Origin of the sequence: Sinomonas sp. (genome assembly GCF_036848755.1) — a bacterium.
Classification (GTDB): domain Bacteria; phylum Actinomycetota; class Actinomycetes; order Actinomycetales; family Micrococcaceae; genus Sinomonas.
In genome coordinates this window covers 1-13,315 of sequence record NZ_DAIUJO010000104.1, presented here as the reverse complement: position 1 = coordinate 13,315, position 13,315 = coordinate 1, and the positions used below count along the sequence as shown (strand labels likewise).

Here is a 13,315-nt window from a genome sequence, read left to right as displayed (position 1 = left end):
ACCGGCTTCTTCGGGACCTTCCCGCTCCAGGGCAAGGGGGTCATGCTGTGCGGCGGCTGATCGCGAAGTACGACGGCGGAGCGGACCGCGAGCGCGGGGCCGTCGCCGTGGTGGCGGCGTTCCTTCTGACGGTGCTGCTCGCGGCGGGTGCCCTCGCGGTCGACGGCGGGATGCTCTACGCGAAGCGCGCGCAGCTTCAGACCGGCGCGGACGCTGCGGCCATCGCGGTCGCCCAGAAGTGCGCCGCTTCGCTTCAGGACCCGCAGTGCACGAGCACCTCCACGCTGGCGACCTCGCTTGCTCAGTCGAACATGTACCGGGCGCAGGCCGGGATCGCTTCGCTCACGGTCAACACCACCGCACAGACGGTCACCGCCGCGACTCAACCGCTCCAACCGGGGATGCAGGCGGGCTCGGTCTCGCTGTTCCTGGCTCAGACGCTCGGCATCACGAGCGCGACGCTGGGGGCGACGGCGACCGCGGCGTGGGGCAGCCCCAGCAAGGGCATTGCCCCGTTCCCGCTCGCCTTCTCCGTGTGCCAGGTGCAGGGCATGATCGGCGGGGCCTACCAGCTGCTGGAGGACCACGGTTCGGGCACGAACCCGAGCTGCAACTACGGTCCTTCGGGGGCAGTGGTCCCGGGCGGGTTCGGCTGGCTCGTCCAGGACCCTAACCAGTGCGGGGCGACGATCAACATCGCATCGTCCGAGGGCGGCAGCGCCCCGGGCAACAGCCCGCCCCCGAACTGCACCACCGTCTTGCAGAACTGGGTCAACACGCTCCAGGCGGGCCAGCGGATCGTGGTCCTCCTGCCGGTGTTCACCGCAGTCACGGGCACAGGGTCAAGCGCCGTCTACACGCTGGTGGGCTTCGCTGCGTTCAGTGTCATCGGGTGGAACTTCGGCAGCAACAGCCCGGCCGTGTACAACAACCAGAACCCGAACGGTTCCTCGGCCCTGGCCTGCACCGGCAGCTGCCGGGGGATCATTGGCCAGTTCATCACCTACGTCGACCTCGACAGCGTCTACCAGCTCGGCCCCTCGTCGAGCTTCGGCGCGACCATCGTCAAGCTCACCAACTGACAACCCCCACCGAACCACAGAACTCAGGAGCATCGTGAAGTCCAGACTCGTTGCCGGCGCCGCCGCCCTCGTCGCGGCCATCCTCGGCGTCGTGCTGGTGATCTCATACGCCAACGGCGCCGACGCCCGCGCGCAGGCCGGAATGAAGCCGACCGACGTCCTGGTCGTCACGAAGCCCATCCCCCAGGGCACGCCTGCGGCGAATATCAGTGACTCGGTGCAGCTCAAGTCGCTCCCGGCGAGCGCGGTCGCGCCGACGGCGCTGCACTCCCTCGACGGGACCTCGGGCAAGGTCGTCTCGGCGGCCATGCAGCCGGGCGAGCAGCTCCTGTCGGACCACCTCGCAGACCCGAGCACCCTGACCGCGCCTGGCTCGGTGGCGGTGCCGGCGGGCCTCCAGCAGGTCTCGTTCTCGATCAGCGCGGATCGAGCGGTGGGCGGCAAGCTCCAGGCGGGCGACACGGTGGGTATCTTCCTCTCGTTCGACCACGGCGCGATCCCGACGGGCGGCCCTGAGAGCACGGCGCTCGCGTACCACTCGGTGCTCATCACCTCGGTCCAGGGCGTCACTGAGCCGACGGACAACTCCAAGCCGGCCACGGGCAACATCACGCTGACCGTCGCGGTCAACGACGTTCAGGCCACGAAGATCGTCTTCGCCGCCCAGTGGGGCACCATCTGGCTCAGCAAGGAACAGCCCAACCTCCCGCAGACGACCCCGAACCCGATCGACCGATCGAAGGTGTACCAATGAGTCGCTTCGTCCTGATCACCCCGAGCCCCGACTTCGCGGAGCGCATGCGGGGAGCGGTCGACGGCGCCCTCCCGGGCGGCGTTCACACCGTCGCCACCGCGGAACTCCCCGAGCAGCCCGAGCAGATCTTCGACCTGCTCGGCGGGGTGCGGCCCGCCGTCGTCGTCCTCGGTCCCGGCGTCCCGCTCGACGGCGCGCTGCGGCTCGCAACGGTCTTCGACGTCCGCTTCCCCGATGTCTCGGTCCTGCTGGCAGCGGAGGCGGACGCCGAACTCATGCTCCAGGCCATGCGGGCCGGCATCCGCGACGTGGTCTCCGCGAACGTCGAGCCGGAGCAGCTGCGGGTCGTCCTCCAGCGCTCTGTGCAGACTTCGGAGGGGCGGCGCCGCGAATCGAGCGTCCCGACCCCCACCGACGATCACCGGGGGCGCGTCATCGGCGTCTTCTCGCCCAAGGGCGGCGTCGGCAAGACGACCCTCGCGACGAACATCGCGGTCGGACTCGGCAAGGTCGCGCCGATGAACGTCGTGATCGTCGACCTCGACCTCCAGTTCGGTGACGTCGCCTCGGGCCTCGACCTCGACCCCGAGCACACCGTCACGGACGGCGTCTCCCGTGCGGCGGCCCAGGACTCCCTCGTGCTCAAGGCGTTCCTCACACTCCACCCGGCCGGGATCTATGCCCTGTGCGCGCCCCGCGATCCCGTCGAGGCGGACCACATCACGCCCGATCAGGTCGCGCGCCTCATCCGCCAGCTCGCGGACCAGTTCGAGTACGTCGTCGTGGACACCGCGCCGGGCCTCGGCGAGTGCACGCTCTCGGCGCTCGAGGAGTGCACGGACGGCGTGTGGGTCACCGGCATGGACGTCCCGGGCGTGCGCGGCCTGCGTTCGAGCCTCGACGTCCTGGGCCGCCTCGGGCTCCTGCCCGAGACGCGCCACCTCGTGATCAACATGGCCGACTCGAAGGCTGGCCTGAGCGTGCGCGACGTCGAGGCAACCGTCGGCGTCCCCGTGGACGTGAGCGTCCCACGCTCTCGCTGGGTCTCCTACTCGACCAACCGCGGCGTCCCGGTCCTCCAGTCCAGCCGCCGTGACAAGGCAACGTCCGCCCTCGGCGACGTCGTCGACCGGTTCACTCCCGACGGCATCGCGAAAGCGCGCCGCCGTCTCCACCGAAGGGTTGTGGTCTCGTGAAGCTCTCCGAGCGCATCGGCATCGCCGAGGGTCGTCCGGCCCCGGCGGCACCCGCCGCGGCGACGCCCGCACCGGGCTCCGCGGTCGACGTCGTCGACCCCGCAGGACCCGACCTCCCCGCCTTCGCCCTGCCGCCGGTGCCGGGCGCGGCCCGGCAGCTCCCCTCGGACGCCCTCGCGGGACTCAAGCAGCGAGCCGCGGACGCCCTGTTCGAGCGCATGGGCTCGCGCTTCGGCGACTCGGGCGCCACCGAGGAGGAGCTGCGCTCGGCGGCCCGCGACGAGCTCACCCACGTCATCGACGAGGAGCACGTCCCGCTCAGCGCAACCGAGCGTTCCCGCCTCCTGCGCGATATCGAGGACGACGTCCTCGGCTACGGCCCGCTCCAGCGTCTGCTCGACGACGACGACGTCACGGAGATCATGGTCAACCGCCACGACCAGATCTACATCGAGCGCAAGGGCAAGCTCCAGCTCTCGGAGCTGCGGTTCACCTCCGAGGCCCAGCTCCGCACCGTCATCGAGCGCATCGTCTCCCGCGTCGGCCGCCGCATCGACGAGTCGTCGCCCCTCGTGGACGCCCGCCTCGCCGACGGCTCGCGCGTCAACGCAGTGATCCCGCCCCTCGCGGTCGGCGGCTCCTCGCTCACCATCCGCAAGTTCGGCAAGGTCCCGCTCACGGTGCGGGACCTCATCGGCTTCGGGAGCCTCACGCTCGAGATGGCCGAACTCCTCCAGGCGTGCGTCAAGGCCAAGCTCAACATCATCGTCTCGGGAGGTACCGGCACGGGGAAGACGACGCTCCTCAACGTCCTCTCCTCCTTCATCCCCGACGACGAACGCATCGTCACGATCGAGGACGCCGTCGAGCTCCAGCTCCAGCAGGATCACGTGGTCCGGCTCGAGAGCCGGCCGCCGAACACGGAGGGCAAGGGCCAGGTCTCCATCCGCGACCTCGTCCGCAACTCGCTCCGTATGCGCCCCGACCGGATCGTGGTCGGTGAGGTCCGCGGCGGGGAATCGCTCGACATGCTCCAGGCCATGAACACGGGCCACGACGGCTCGCTCTCGACCGTCCACTCGAACTCGCCCCGGGACGCGATCGCCCGTCTCGAGACCCTCGTGCTCATGGCGGGCATGGACCTCCCGCTGCGTGCCATCCGCGAGCAGATCGCCTCGGCCGTGAACCTCATCGTGCAGATCTCGCGCATGCGGGACGGGTCGCGCCGCATCACGCACATCACCGAGGTCCAGGGCATGGAGGGCGAGATCGTGACCCTCCAGGACGCGTTCGTCTTCGATTACGCGGCCGGCGTCGACGCGAATGGCCGCTTCCGTGGAAGCGCCATCGCAAGCGGCGTCCGCCCGCGCTTCCTCGAGCGTTTCGAGGACCTGGGGATCCACGTCCGACCCGGAATCTTCACCGCGCCGCGACGCGACGAGGAGCAGCAGCCATGGAAGTGATGCTCGGCTGCGGCCTCATCCTCGCCGGTGGCCTCGTCTCCGCGGTGCTCGTGCTCCGCCCGGGGCACCGGGCGCTCCCCGCCTCCCGCAGGCGGCCCGCCGTCGTCGCCAACGACGGAGCGTTCAGCCGCGCCGCGGCCGGGTTCGCGGACGCCCTCCAGGAATGGATCTCGGGGCGGCGCTTCCGCGTCGTCTCCCCCGAACTGCTCGACGTCGCCGGCCTCCACGTCCGTCAGGGCGACCTGCTCATCTGGGTCATCGCCGGGATGGCGGCCGGCATCGCGCTCGGACTCCTCGGGGGCAGCCTCGCGCTCGGCCTCCTGCTCGCGGTCATTGCCCCTCTGGTTCCGCAGTTCGTGGTCCGGTTCCGCATCTCCGGGCGCCGGAAGAGGTTCGACACCCAGCTCGCCGACACGCTCAACCTCCTCGCCGGCGGCCTCCGCGCCGGGCACAGCATCCTGCGCGCGATCGACGCCGCCGCCGCCGAGAGCCCGCAGCCGACGGCCCACGAGATGCGCCGCATCGTGCACGAGACGGCGCTCGGCCGCGACCTGCTCGCTTCCCTCGAGGACACGGCGTCCCGCATGGAGAACCAGGACTTCGTGTGGGTCGCGCAGGCGATCCAGATCAACCGCGAGGTCGGCGGCAACCTCGCCGACGTGCTCGACCAGGTCAACGAGACCATCCGCGAGCGCAGTGAGATCAAGGGACACATCTCGGCCCTCGCCGCGGAAGGCAAGTTCTCCGCGTACATCCTCATGGCGCTGCCGGTGGGGATCGTCGTGCTCCTCATGCTGGTCAACCCCACCTACATGACGCCGATGTTCACGAATCCGCTCGGCTGGGCCATGATCGCCGCCTCGATCGTCCTCATGGGCATCGGCGGCTTCTGGCTCCGCAAGATCATCCAGATCAAGTTCTAGGAAGGCACCGATGGCCATTCCCCTCTTCGCAGCCGCCCTCGTCGGCGTGGCGGCCGCAGCGCTGCTGTGGTCCGCGCTCTCCGTTGACCGGCGTGAGGTCCGCGCCATCCAGACCAACCTCGGGCGCGGCATCACCCCTCTCGTGGCGGCGTCCGAGTCCGACTCGGGCCTCAGCAGCCTCCTCGAGCGGATCACTCGGCGCCTGACCCCGGCCGCCTATGTGCGCCGGCTCGACCGGCTCCTCGCCCTCGCGGGCCGGCCGGCCTCCCTCCCGCTCGGGCGCCTGCTCGCAGCGAAGCCGGCCCTCGGCGTCGTCGGCGCGGTGCTCGGGATGCTGATCGTCTCGCTCGGCGGGGCCCCGACGTTCCGGCTCATCGCGCTGTTCCTCGTGATCTTCGGGTACATGGTGCCCGACCTCATGCTGCTGAGCCGCGGCATGGAGCGCCAGACGACCATCCAGCGGGACCTCCCCAACACCCTGGACCAACTCCTCATCTCGGTCGAAGCCGGTCTCGGCTTCGAAGCGGCCCTGGCCCGGGCCAGCTCGAACGGCAAGGGGCCGCTCTCCGAGGAACTCGTGCGTACCCTGCAGGACATGCAGGTCGGCCGTTCCCGGCGCGAGGCCTACCTCGGCCTCGCGGAACGCACGACCGCGCCGGAGGTGCGCACGTTCGTACAGGCCATCGTCCAGGCCGACGCGTACGGCATCGCGATCGCCCGGGTGCTCCGCATCCAGGCCAAGGCCATGCGCGTCAAGCGCCGCCAGCGCGCCGAGGAACAGGCGATGAAGCTCCCCGTCAAGGTGCTCTTCCCGTTGCTCTTCTTCATCTTCCCAGTGCTGTTCATCGCGATCCTCGGACCCGCGGTCATCAACACGATCGCTACTCTCTCGGGGCGGTAGCGTATGAGCCGGAAGGAGACGGTCATGACGGCACCCGGCATTCCGTCCGAAGAGACGGGGGATGCACTGCCGCTCGTCGACCCCATTGCCCTGCGGGTCCTCGCCGAGGATGTGGGCCCGGAGTCGGCGGCGTCATTCGCGCGCGACTTCGTGCGGATCTGGCCGAAGCGCCGCGACAGCCTCAGCGCCGCGCTCGGGCGGAACGACTACGACGCCGCCCACGACGCCGCGCTGAGCCTGCGGACCTCCTCGACCATGGTCGGCGCGGCTCGCCTCGCTGGCCTCGCGTGCAGCCTCGAGCGCCACTTGCGCGCCGAGGGCACGGCCGCCGCTGCGCGGCTCCTCCCCCAGACTGTCGAGTGCGGCGAACGCACCGTCGCGGTGCTCGTGGCGGACGACGGCGGGAGCTCGCCGAGCGCGTGACCGCCCGGTTGCGCCCCGGCCGTCCCGGTTCCCCGGAGCGAGGGTGGTTCAGGAAGCCGCCGGCGCGAGCCGATAGCCGACGCCGCGGACGGTGACGAGCCATTTCGGCTGCCGCGGGTCGTCACCGAGCTTGCGCCGCAGGTTGCCGAGATGGACCTCCACGGCCCGCTCGTCCGCCTCGCTCACGTAGGAGTCCTCGCGGAAGCGCTCGCCTCGCGACACGCGCACGAGCTCGGCCCGCGGAATCACGGCGCCGCCCGCTCGCAGGAGGGCGTGCAGGAGATCGAACTCCGTGCGGGTCAGGTCCAGCTCCTGGCCCGCGAGGAGCGCGGTTCGCGTGCGGGGGTCCAGCGTGAGCCCCCGGTGCCGGAACAGCGGGTCCGGGCGTGCCGGCGTCGTCCGCCCCGGCGACGCGCGGACGTGCGTGTTCGCGAGCGTCGGCTCCCCGGCGGCGGAAGCGGCCGCGGGCGGTGTGCCCGGCGCTGGGGACGCAACGCCGACGCGGGGCCGTCGCATCATCGCCGCGATGCGGGCGCGGAGCTCGCGGGGGCGGAAGGGCTTGGTGAGATAGTCGTCGGCCCCGGACTGGAGCGCGAGCAGGGTGTCAGGTTCCTCGTCACGCGCGGTCAGCATCACGACATACGCGTCGCTCGACGTCCTGATCCGCCTGAGGACCTCGAAGCCGTCGATATCGGGCAGGCCGAGGTCGAGCGTGACGACGGCCGGGTCCTCGCGCCGCGCGATCTCGGCGCCTTCCCGGCCCGTCGAGGCGCTCATCACCTCGAATCCCGCCTGCCGCAGGACGTCCTCAACGAGATGCCGCACGTCGTCGTCATCCTCGACCACCAAGGCCACGCCTAAGTCGTCCATCGCTGTCTCTCCTGTCCCCGCATCGACAGCCCTTGTCATTCAAGGGTATATCTCGTGTCATATTCTCATTACTGGGGCAAATATCACACCAGCGGATGTGTCATAAAGGGGGGTAGCGGGAAGGAGCTACGTGTCGGCCAACGAACAGGCGGTCGTCCAGCGCGCGCAGAGATACCTCAAACGCCTTCGCTCGACGTCGAGAGTTGCGCTGTGGCAACTCCCCCTCGTCGCCGCCATCGTCATCGTGGCGGTCGCCGCGCCGGGACCGTGGAACAGCGAATCCGCGCGGCCGCTCATTGTCGCGGGGTTCCTCATCGTGTGCGCTGCGGGCGCCGCGTGCCTCACGGTTCCGTGGGATCGGCTCCCCGACCAGGCGGTCCTCCTCATCCCGATCGCGGACCTCGTCTCGATCGGGCTCATCCGCAATGCCGGCGACGGGACGCTCCAGGGGCTCGGCACCCTCGCCGTCTTCCCCGTCATCTGGGTCGCGGCGTCCATGCGGTCGGTCGTCTGGATGCTCGTGACGTGCTTCGTCGGGCCGCTCCTCATCACCGCCCCGACGCTCACGGACGCGGTGAGGAGAGGCTTTCCCGCAGGGGTGAGCTACTCGCTCCTGCTGCCGGTCCTCATGCTGACCGTCGCGGTCGCGATCCGCGCGGCGACTGCGGGGCTCCGCATCCAGGAGCGCATGCTCCGCGCCCAGAGAGAGCAGCTCCGGAAGCTGCTGGCCGAGTCCCAGTCCACGGAGCGGCTCCTCTCGACGATCCTCGACGCCGTCAACGTGGGGATCGTCGCCGTCGGGCCTGACGGCGCTCCGGTCCGGTCCAACCGGCGCTTCCGCGAGGTCTTGGCGGCCTCGGGCTGGATTCCGGCGATGAGCGGCGGGCGAGCCAGGCTGCCGTTCTTGGCCCAGGACCGGCGCACCCCCGTTCCCCGAGAACGGTGGCCGTTGGTCCGCGCGGCCGCGGGCGAGCGGATCGACGGCGAGGTGTTCTGGCTCGGAACGGGACCGGACGCGATCGCGCTGTCCGTCGTCGCCCGGCCCGTCGAGGGACCCGAGGGAGGCGCCGTCGTCGCGTTCGGAGACGTGACCGCCCTCGCGACGGCCGTGGACGACAAGGCCGAACTGGTCCGGACGGTCGCCCACGAGTTCCGCTCGCCGCTCACTGCCGTCCTCGGCAACCTCGACCTCGTGCTCGAATCCGAGAACCTGACCCCCGACGACCGGCTCCGGCTCGAAGTCGCCGAGCGCAGCGCCGAACGGCTCCTGGACCTCGCCGCGGACCTCGTCGCGTCGTCGTCGAACGCGATCCCAGTACGCCTCGGGTTCGCCGACCTGCGGCCCGTCCTCGAGGGCCGAGCCGACGCGGCCCGGCTCTCGGCCGTGGCCGCGGGGGTCCAGCTCGCCGTCGAGCTCGAGGAATCGCTGTGGGCACGCATCGACCCCCTGCGCGTGGGGCAAGCCGTGGACAATCTGCTCTCCAACGCGATCAAGTACTCCCCGGATGGGGGCACGATCACCCTGCGGGCCGCGCACTCCGACGGCTGGATCGCGATCGAGGTGCGCGACAGCGGCATGGGCATTTCGGAGGACGATCGCGAGCGGATCTTCGAGAGATTCTTCCGGACGTCCGAGGCGAGGCGGTCCGACATCCCCGGGGTGGGCCTGGGCCTCGCCCTGTGCAGCTGGATCGCCGAGCGGCACGGGGGCCGTCTCGAGGTGGTGAGCGAGTCCGGGCGAGGGAGCGTGTTCACGCTGTACCTGCCGGCTTCCGGGCCCTCCGATGAGGCGAGCGCCTCGGACTAGTCGTTCCTCGCTAAGCCGGATCCCGCAGCGCGCGGGTCTGCTCGGCGCGCGCCGCCAACTCCTCCGCGGTGTCGGGGTATCCGACCTCCTCGAGGACGAGCGGGTGGGCCGGGGCGAGCTTCGTCTTCGCATCCCGGACCCGGGCGAGCATGCGCTCGTGCAGCCACTCGGGGCGTTCGAGGCCCTCCCCCACCCGCAGGGCCGAGCCGACGAGCGCCCGAACCATGTTGTGGCAGAACGCGTCGGCGCGCACGTGGACCACGACGACGCCTTCGGGGGTCCGCTCGAACGAGAAGTCCTGCAGTTCGCGAACCGTGGTGGAGCCCTCGCGCGGCTTGCAGAAAGCCAGGAAGTCCTGGAGTCCGAGCAGTTGCGCGGCCGCGCCGTTCATCCGCCCGACGTCGAGTGCAGCCTTGTGCCACAGCGTGATCCCGCGGAGGGTCGGATCCCAATGCTGGGGGCGGTCGGCGATGCGGTATGAATAGCGGCGCCACAGGGCGGAGAAGCGCGCGTCGAAGCCGGCGGGAGGGACGACGGCGCGGCGCACCTCGATCGCGCCCGTCTCCTCCCCGAGGACCCTGCTGAGGGCCCCGCGGAGGCGGCGGGCGAGGACCTCTTCGGGCCCGGAGTCGGAGCGGCGCGGGAGGCGCTCCCATTCCTGGTCGCTGAGGTCCACGTGGACCACCTGGCCGCGGGCGTGGACCCCGGCGTCTGTGCGGCCGGCGACGACGACGCGCACCGGACGCCGGAGGATGAGGGCGAGCGCCTCCTCGAGGCACCCTTGGACTGTCGGCAAGCCCGGCTGGACTGCCCACCCGCTGAACGGGCCGCCGTCGTACGCCACGTCGAGGCGAACCCTCACGCTCGCGGCGCCCCCGCCCCCAGACGCGGGAAGGCCCCCGTTCCCGGGATCGGGAACGGGGGCCTTCTCTGCGCTCATGCGCCCCAGTCTATCGGCGCCGCTCGGGGCGCCCGACGGCGGGACTTACTTGGCGTCGCCCTCGGCCTCTTCGGCGGGAGCCTCGGCCTCAGCAGCCGGGGTCTCCTCGGCCTCAGCCTCGGCCGGAGCCTCGGTGGCCGTCTCCTCGGCCGGAGCCTCGGTGGCCGTCTCCTCGGCGGGAGCCTCGGTGACGTCCTCGGCGGGGGTCTCCGCCTCAACAGCGGGCTCGGCCTTCGGGGCGGCGGCGCGCTGCGCAGCACCCTCGGCCTCACGGACGACAGCCTGCTTCGCCGAAACCGGCTCGAGCACGAGCTCGATGACCGCCATGGGAGCGTTGTCGCCCTTGCGGTTGCCGATCTTGGTGATGCGGGTGTAGCCGCCATCGCGCTCTGCGAGCTGCGGGGCAATCTCCGTGAAGAGCTCGTGGATGATGCCCTTGTTGGTGTTGGTGCGGGCCGAGATGGCCGCCTGGACACGACGACGCGAGGCGAGGTCGCCGCGCTTCGCGAACGTGATGAGGCGCTCGGCGACCGGGCGGAGGCGCTTGGCCTTCGTCACGGTCGTGGTGATCCGCTTGTGCTCGAAGAGCGCAGCGGCAAGGTTGTTGAGCATGAGGCGCTCGTGCGCCGGGCCACCGCCCAGACGCGGACCCTTGGCGGGTGCAGGCATAGTAGTTTCTCCTCGGGTGAGCCGCCGCCGGGATCTACCCGGCCGCGGTCAATTCATGGTGGCTTAGAGGTCGTCGTCGCCGAACGGGGCCTCGTCCTCGTCGATCGCTGCAGCGCGAGCGGCGAGATCGAAACCTGGAGGCGAGTCCTTGAGGGAGAGGCCGAGCTCGGTGAGCTTGGCCTTGACCTCGTCGATGGACTTGGCACCGAAGTTCCGGATGTCCATCAGATCGGCCTCGGAGCGCGCCACGAGCTCACCCACGGTGTGGATGCCCTCGCGCTTGAGGCAGTTGTACGAGCGCACGGTCAGGTCCAGGTCCTCGATCGGGAGGGCCATGTCCGCAGCGAGCGCGGCGTCCGTCGGGGACGGACCGATCTCGATGCCCTCGGCCGCCGTGTTGAGCTCACGGGCGAGGCCGAAGAGCTCGACGAGCGTCGTGCCCGCGGAGGCGACGGCGTCGCGCGGCTTGATCGCCGGCTTCGTCTCGACGTCCACGATCAGGCGATCGAAGTCGGTGCGCTGCTCGACACGGGTCGCCTCGACGCGGAAGGTGACCTTCAGCACGGGCGAGTAGATCGAGTCGACAGGGATCCGACCGATCTCCGCGTCGGCGGACTTGTTCTGGGCCGCCGAGACGTAGCCGCGGCCGCGCTCGATCGTGAGCTCGAGCTCGAACTTGCCCTTCGAGTTGAGCGTCGCGATGTGCAGATCCGGGTTGTGGATCTCCACACCGGCCGGCGGAGCGATGTCCGCTGCGGTCACGACGCCCGGGCCCTGCTTGCGCAGGTAGGCGACGACCGGCTCGTCCTGGTCCGAGGAGATGGACAGGCTCTTGAGGTTCAGGATGATCTCGGTGACATCTTCCTTGACCCCGGGAACCGTGGTGAATTCGTGCAGCACGCCGTCGATCCGGATGCTGGTGACTGCAGCCCCCGGGATCGAGGACAGCAGGGTGCGGCGCAGCGAGTTGCCGAGCGTGTATCCGAAACCGGGCTCCAGCGGCTCGATGACGAATCGGCTGCGGTTGTCGGACACCACTTCTTCAGACAGTGTGGGGCGCTGTGCAATAAGCACGTAGTTTCCTTTCAGCGAGCATCCGCTATATGACGCAACACAGATGGATGGAAAACGGTCTGACTAAGTAACGGGCCTCTGGCCGGCCGAGGTGCCCCTCGGCCGGCCAGGACCTTCGACAACCAGTTAGACGCGGCGGCGCTTCGGGGGGCGGCAGCCGTTGTGTGCGCTCGGGGTGACGTCCTGGATGGAGCCAACCTCGAGGCCCGCGGCCTGAAGGGCGCGGATCGCGGTCTCGCGGCCCGAGCCCGGGCCCTTGACGAACACGTCGACCTTGCGGAGGCCGTGCTCCTGCGCACGCTTCGCGGCGGACTCGGCGGCCTGCTGGGCGGCGTACGGGGTCGACTTGCGCGAGCCCTTGAAGCCGACCTCGCCGGCCGAGGCCCACGAGATCACGGCGCCCGAGGGATCCGTGATCGAAACGATCGTGTTGTTGAACGTGCTCTTGATGTGCGCCTGACCGAGCGCGATGTTCTTCTTGTCCTTGCGACGCGGCTTGCGGACCGAGGTCGCACGAGTCTTCGGGGGCATGAGTACTCCTACTTCTTGGTGACGCTAGCCGCGATCAGCGGCCGGCCTTCTTCTTGCCGGCGACGGTCCGCTTCGGACCCTTGCGGGTACGGGCGTTGGTCTTGGTGCGCTGGCCGCGCACCGGGAGGCCGCGGCGGTGACGCAGGCCTTCGTAGCTGCCGATCTCGACCTTGCGGCGGATGTCAGCGGCCACCTCGCGGCGAAGGTCACCCTCAACCTTGTAGTTGCCCTCGATGTAGTCACGCAGCTGGACCAGCTCGGCATCCGTGAGGTCCTTCACGCGGACGTCCGCGCTGATGCCGGTGGCAGCGAGCGTCTCCTTCGCACGGGTGCGACCCACGCCGTAAATGTAAGTAAGCGCGATTTCCAGCCGCTTTTCGCGGGGAATGTCAACGCCAGCGAGACGAGCCATAGTGGCGGTTCTCCTTGTGTTGTCCGGAGGTCGTAGGCAGTACACCCGCACTGGCCGTGCGGCCCCAGCCTCCGGGCCGGGGGTTAGCTGTCCGGGCTCTGTTGTTCGTCCCAGCGCAGCTTGTGCTGCCTTCTCTATTTATTGCGTGGGCGCCGCCCGAGCTGGTTTCCCCGAAGGGAGATCAGCCCTGGCGCTGCTTGTGGCGCGGGTTCTCGCAGATCACCATGACCCGACCGTTGCGGCGGATCACCTTGCACTTGTCGCAGATCT

Annotated in this window: 15 protein-coding genes; 8 read left to right on the top strand and 7 right to left on the bottom strand. The window is 70.1% G+C overall.

Features of this window, described 5'->3' with window-relative positions; all coding sequences use genetic code 11:
- The 7 genes from V7053_RS14880 to V7053_RS14850 all read left to right on the top strand — a co-directional run.
- A partial coding sequence (locus V7053_RS14880; RefSeq protein ID WP_334173049.1) for a pilus assembly protein TadG-related protein occupies positions 1-1,082 on the top strand: 1,082 nt, incomplete at its 5' end.
- Positions 1,083-1,116: 34 nt separating this feature from the next.
- Positions 1,117-1,836 (top strand): Flp pilus assembly protein CpaB, encoded by a 720-nt coding sequence (gene cpaB / locus V7053_RS14875; RefSeq protein WP_334173048.1) that lies wholly within the window; start codon positions 1,117-1,119, stop codon positions 1,834-1,836.
- Entirely contained in the window at positions 1,833-3,032 is a 1,200-nt protein-coding gene (locus V7053_RS14870; RefSeq protein ID WP_334173047.1) for an AAA family ATPase, read from the top strand. The genes cpaB and V7053_RS14870 overlap by 4 nt, the downstream gene beginning before the upstream one ends.
- The gene (locus V7053_RS14865; protein ID WP_443022628.1) at positions 3,029-4,495 is read left to right on the top strand and encodes a CpaF family protein; all 1,467 of its coding nucleotides are present in this window, start codon (positions 3,029-3,031) and stop codon (positions 4,493-4,495) included. Before V7053_RS14870 ends, V7053_RS14865 begins: the two co-directional genes overlap by 4 nt.
- A complete protein-coding gene (locus V7053_RS14860; RefSeq protein WP_334173046.1) occupies positions 4,486-5,418 on the top strand; it encodes a type II secretion system F family protein in 933 nt (310 codons plus the stop codon). The genes V7053_RS14865 and V7053_RS14860 overlap by 10 nt, the downstream gene beginning before the upstream one ends.
- A gap of 10 nt (positions 5,419-5,428) precedes the next feature.
- Positions 5,429-6,319 carry a type II secretion system F family protein gene (locus tag V7053_RS14855; protein WP_334173045.1) on the top strand — a complete coding sequence of 297 codons (891 nt, stop codon included), beginning with the start codon at positions 5,429-5,431 and terminating at the stop codon, positions 6,317-6,319.
- Positions 6,320-6,343: 24 nt separating this feature from the next.
- Positions 6,344-6,742: an Hpt domain-containing protein gene (locus V7053_RS14850; RefSeq protein WP_334173044.1), complete on the top strand. Its 399-nt coding sequence runs from the start codon at positions 6,344-6,346 to the stop codon at positions 6,740-6,742.
- Between the two features lie 48 nt (positions 6,743-6,790).
- Here the strand turns inward: V7053_RS14850 and V7053_RS14845 are convergent, their stop codons facing one another.
- On the bottom strand, positions 6,791-7,612 hold the full coding sequence (locus V7053_RS14845) for a response regulator transcription factor (protein ID WP_334173043.1): 822 nt from the start codon (positions 7,610-7,612) through the stop codon (positions 6,791-6,793).
- 130 nt (positions 7,613-7,742) lie between these two features.
- Here V7053_RS14845 and V7053_RS14840 point away from each other — a divergent pair, with 130 nt between their 5' ends.
- Positions 7,743-9,419 (top strand): sensor histidine kinase, encoded by a 1,677-nt coding sequence (locus tag V7053_RS14840; RefSeq protein ID WP_334173042.1) that lies wholly within the window; start codon positions 7,743-7,745, stop codon positions 9,417-9,419.
- Positions 9,420-9,429: 10 nt separating this feature from the next.
- Here the strand turns inward: V7053_RS14840 and truA are convergent, their stop codons facing one another.
- The 6 genes from truA to rpmJ form a co-directional block, all read right to left on the bottom strand.
- Positions 9,430-10,359: a tRNA pseudouridine(38-40) synthase TruA gene (gene truA, locus V7053_RS14835; protein ID WP_334173041.1), complete on the bottom strand. Its 930-nt coding sequence runs from the start codon at positions 10,357-10,359 to the stop codon at positions 9,430-9,432.
- A gap of 45 nt (positions 10,360-10,404) precedes the next feature.
- Positions 10,405-11,028, bottom strand: a complete 624-nt coding sequence (gene rplQ, locus V7053_RS14830) for a 50S ribosomal protein L17 (RefSeq protein ID WP_334173040.1) — start codon at positions 11,026-11,028, stop codon at positions 10,405-10,407.
- Between the two features lie 63 nt (positions 11,029-11,091).
- The gene (locus V7053_RS14825; protein WP_138442257.1) at positions 11,092-12,102 is read right to left on the bottom strand and encodes a DNA-directed RNA polymerase subunit alpha; all 1,011 of its coding nucleotides are present in this window, start codon (positions 12,100-12,102) and stop codon (positions 11,092-11,094) included.
- Between the two features lie 126 nt (positions 12,103-12,228).
- The gene (gene rpsK, locus V7053_RS14820) at positions 12,229-12,633 is read right to left on the bottom strand and encodes a 30S ribosomal protein S11 (protein ID WP_043120112.1); all 405 of its coding nucleotides are present in this window, start codon (positions 12,631-12,633) and stop codon (positions 12,229-12,231) included.
- 34 nt (positions 12,634-12,667) lie between these two features.
- On the bottom strand, positions 12,668-13,045 hold the full coding sequence (gene rpsM, locus V7053_RS14815) for a 30S ribosomal protein S13 (protein ID WP_066499470.1): 378 nt from the start codon (positions 13,043-13,045) through the stop codon (positions 12,668-12,670).
- Positions 13,046-13,226: 181 nt separating this feature from the next.
- The gene (rpmJ, locus tag V7053_RS14810) at positions 13,227-13,313 is read right to left on the bottom strand and encodes a 50S ribosomal protein L36 (RefSeq protein WP_334173050.1); all 87 of its coding nucleotides are present in this window, start codon (positions 13,311-13,313) and stop codon (positions 13,227-13,229) included.
- Positions 13,314-13,315 lie beyond the last annotated feature (2 nt).

Bases quoted from the DNA above. Each gene is read 5' to 3' on its own strand.
- V7053_RS14845 (WP_334173043.1), bottom strand. From the start codon at position 7,612: ATGGACGACTTAGGCGTGGCCTTGGTGGTCGAGGATGACGACGACGTG.
- V7053_RS14860 (WP_334173046.1), top strand. From the start codon at position 4,486: ATGGAAGTGATGCTCGGCTGCGGCCTCATCCTCGCCGGTGGCCTCGTC.
- V7053_RS14855 (WP_334173045.1), top strand. From the start codon at position 5,429: ATGGCCATTCCCCTCTTCGCAGCCGCCCTCGTCGGCGTGGCGGCCGCA.
- V7053_RS14850 (WP_334173044.1), top strand. From the start codon at position 6,344: ATGACGGCACCCGGCATTCCGTCCGAAGAGACGGGGGATGCACTGCCG.
- rpsM (WP_066499470.1), bottom strand. From the start codon at position 13,045: ATGGCTCGTCTCGCTGGCGTTGACATTCCCCGCGAAAAGCGGCTGGAA.
- V7053_RS14870 (WP_334173047.1), top strand. From the start codon at position 1,833: ATGAGTCGCTTCGTCCTGATCACCCCGAGCCCCGACTTCGCGGAGCGC.
- rplQ (WP_334173040.1), bottom strand. From the start codon at position 11,028: ATGCCTGCACCCGCCAAGGGTCCGCGTCTGGGCGGTGGCCCGGCGCAC.
- rpsK (WP_043120112.1), bottom strand. From the start codon at position 12,633: ATGCCCCCGAAGACTCGTGCGACCTCGGTCCGCAAGCCGCGTCGCAAG.
- truA (WP_334173041.1), bottom strand. From the start codon at position 10,359: ATGAGCGCAGAGAAGGCCCCCGTTCCCGATCCCGGGAACGGGGGCCTT.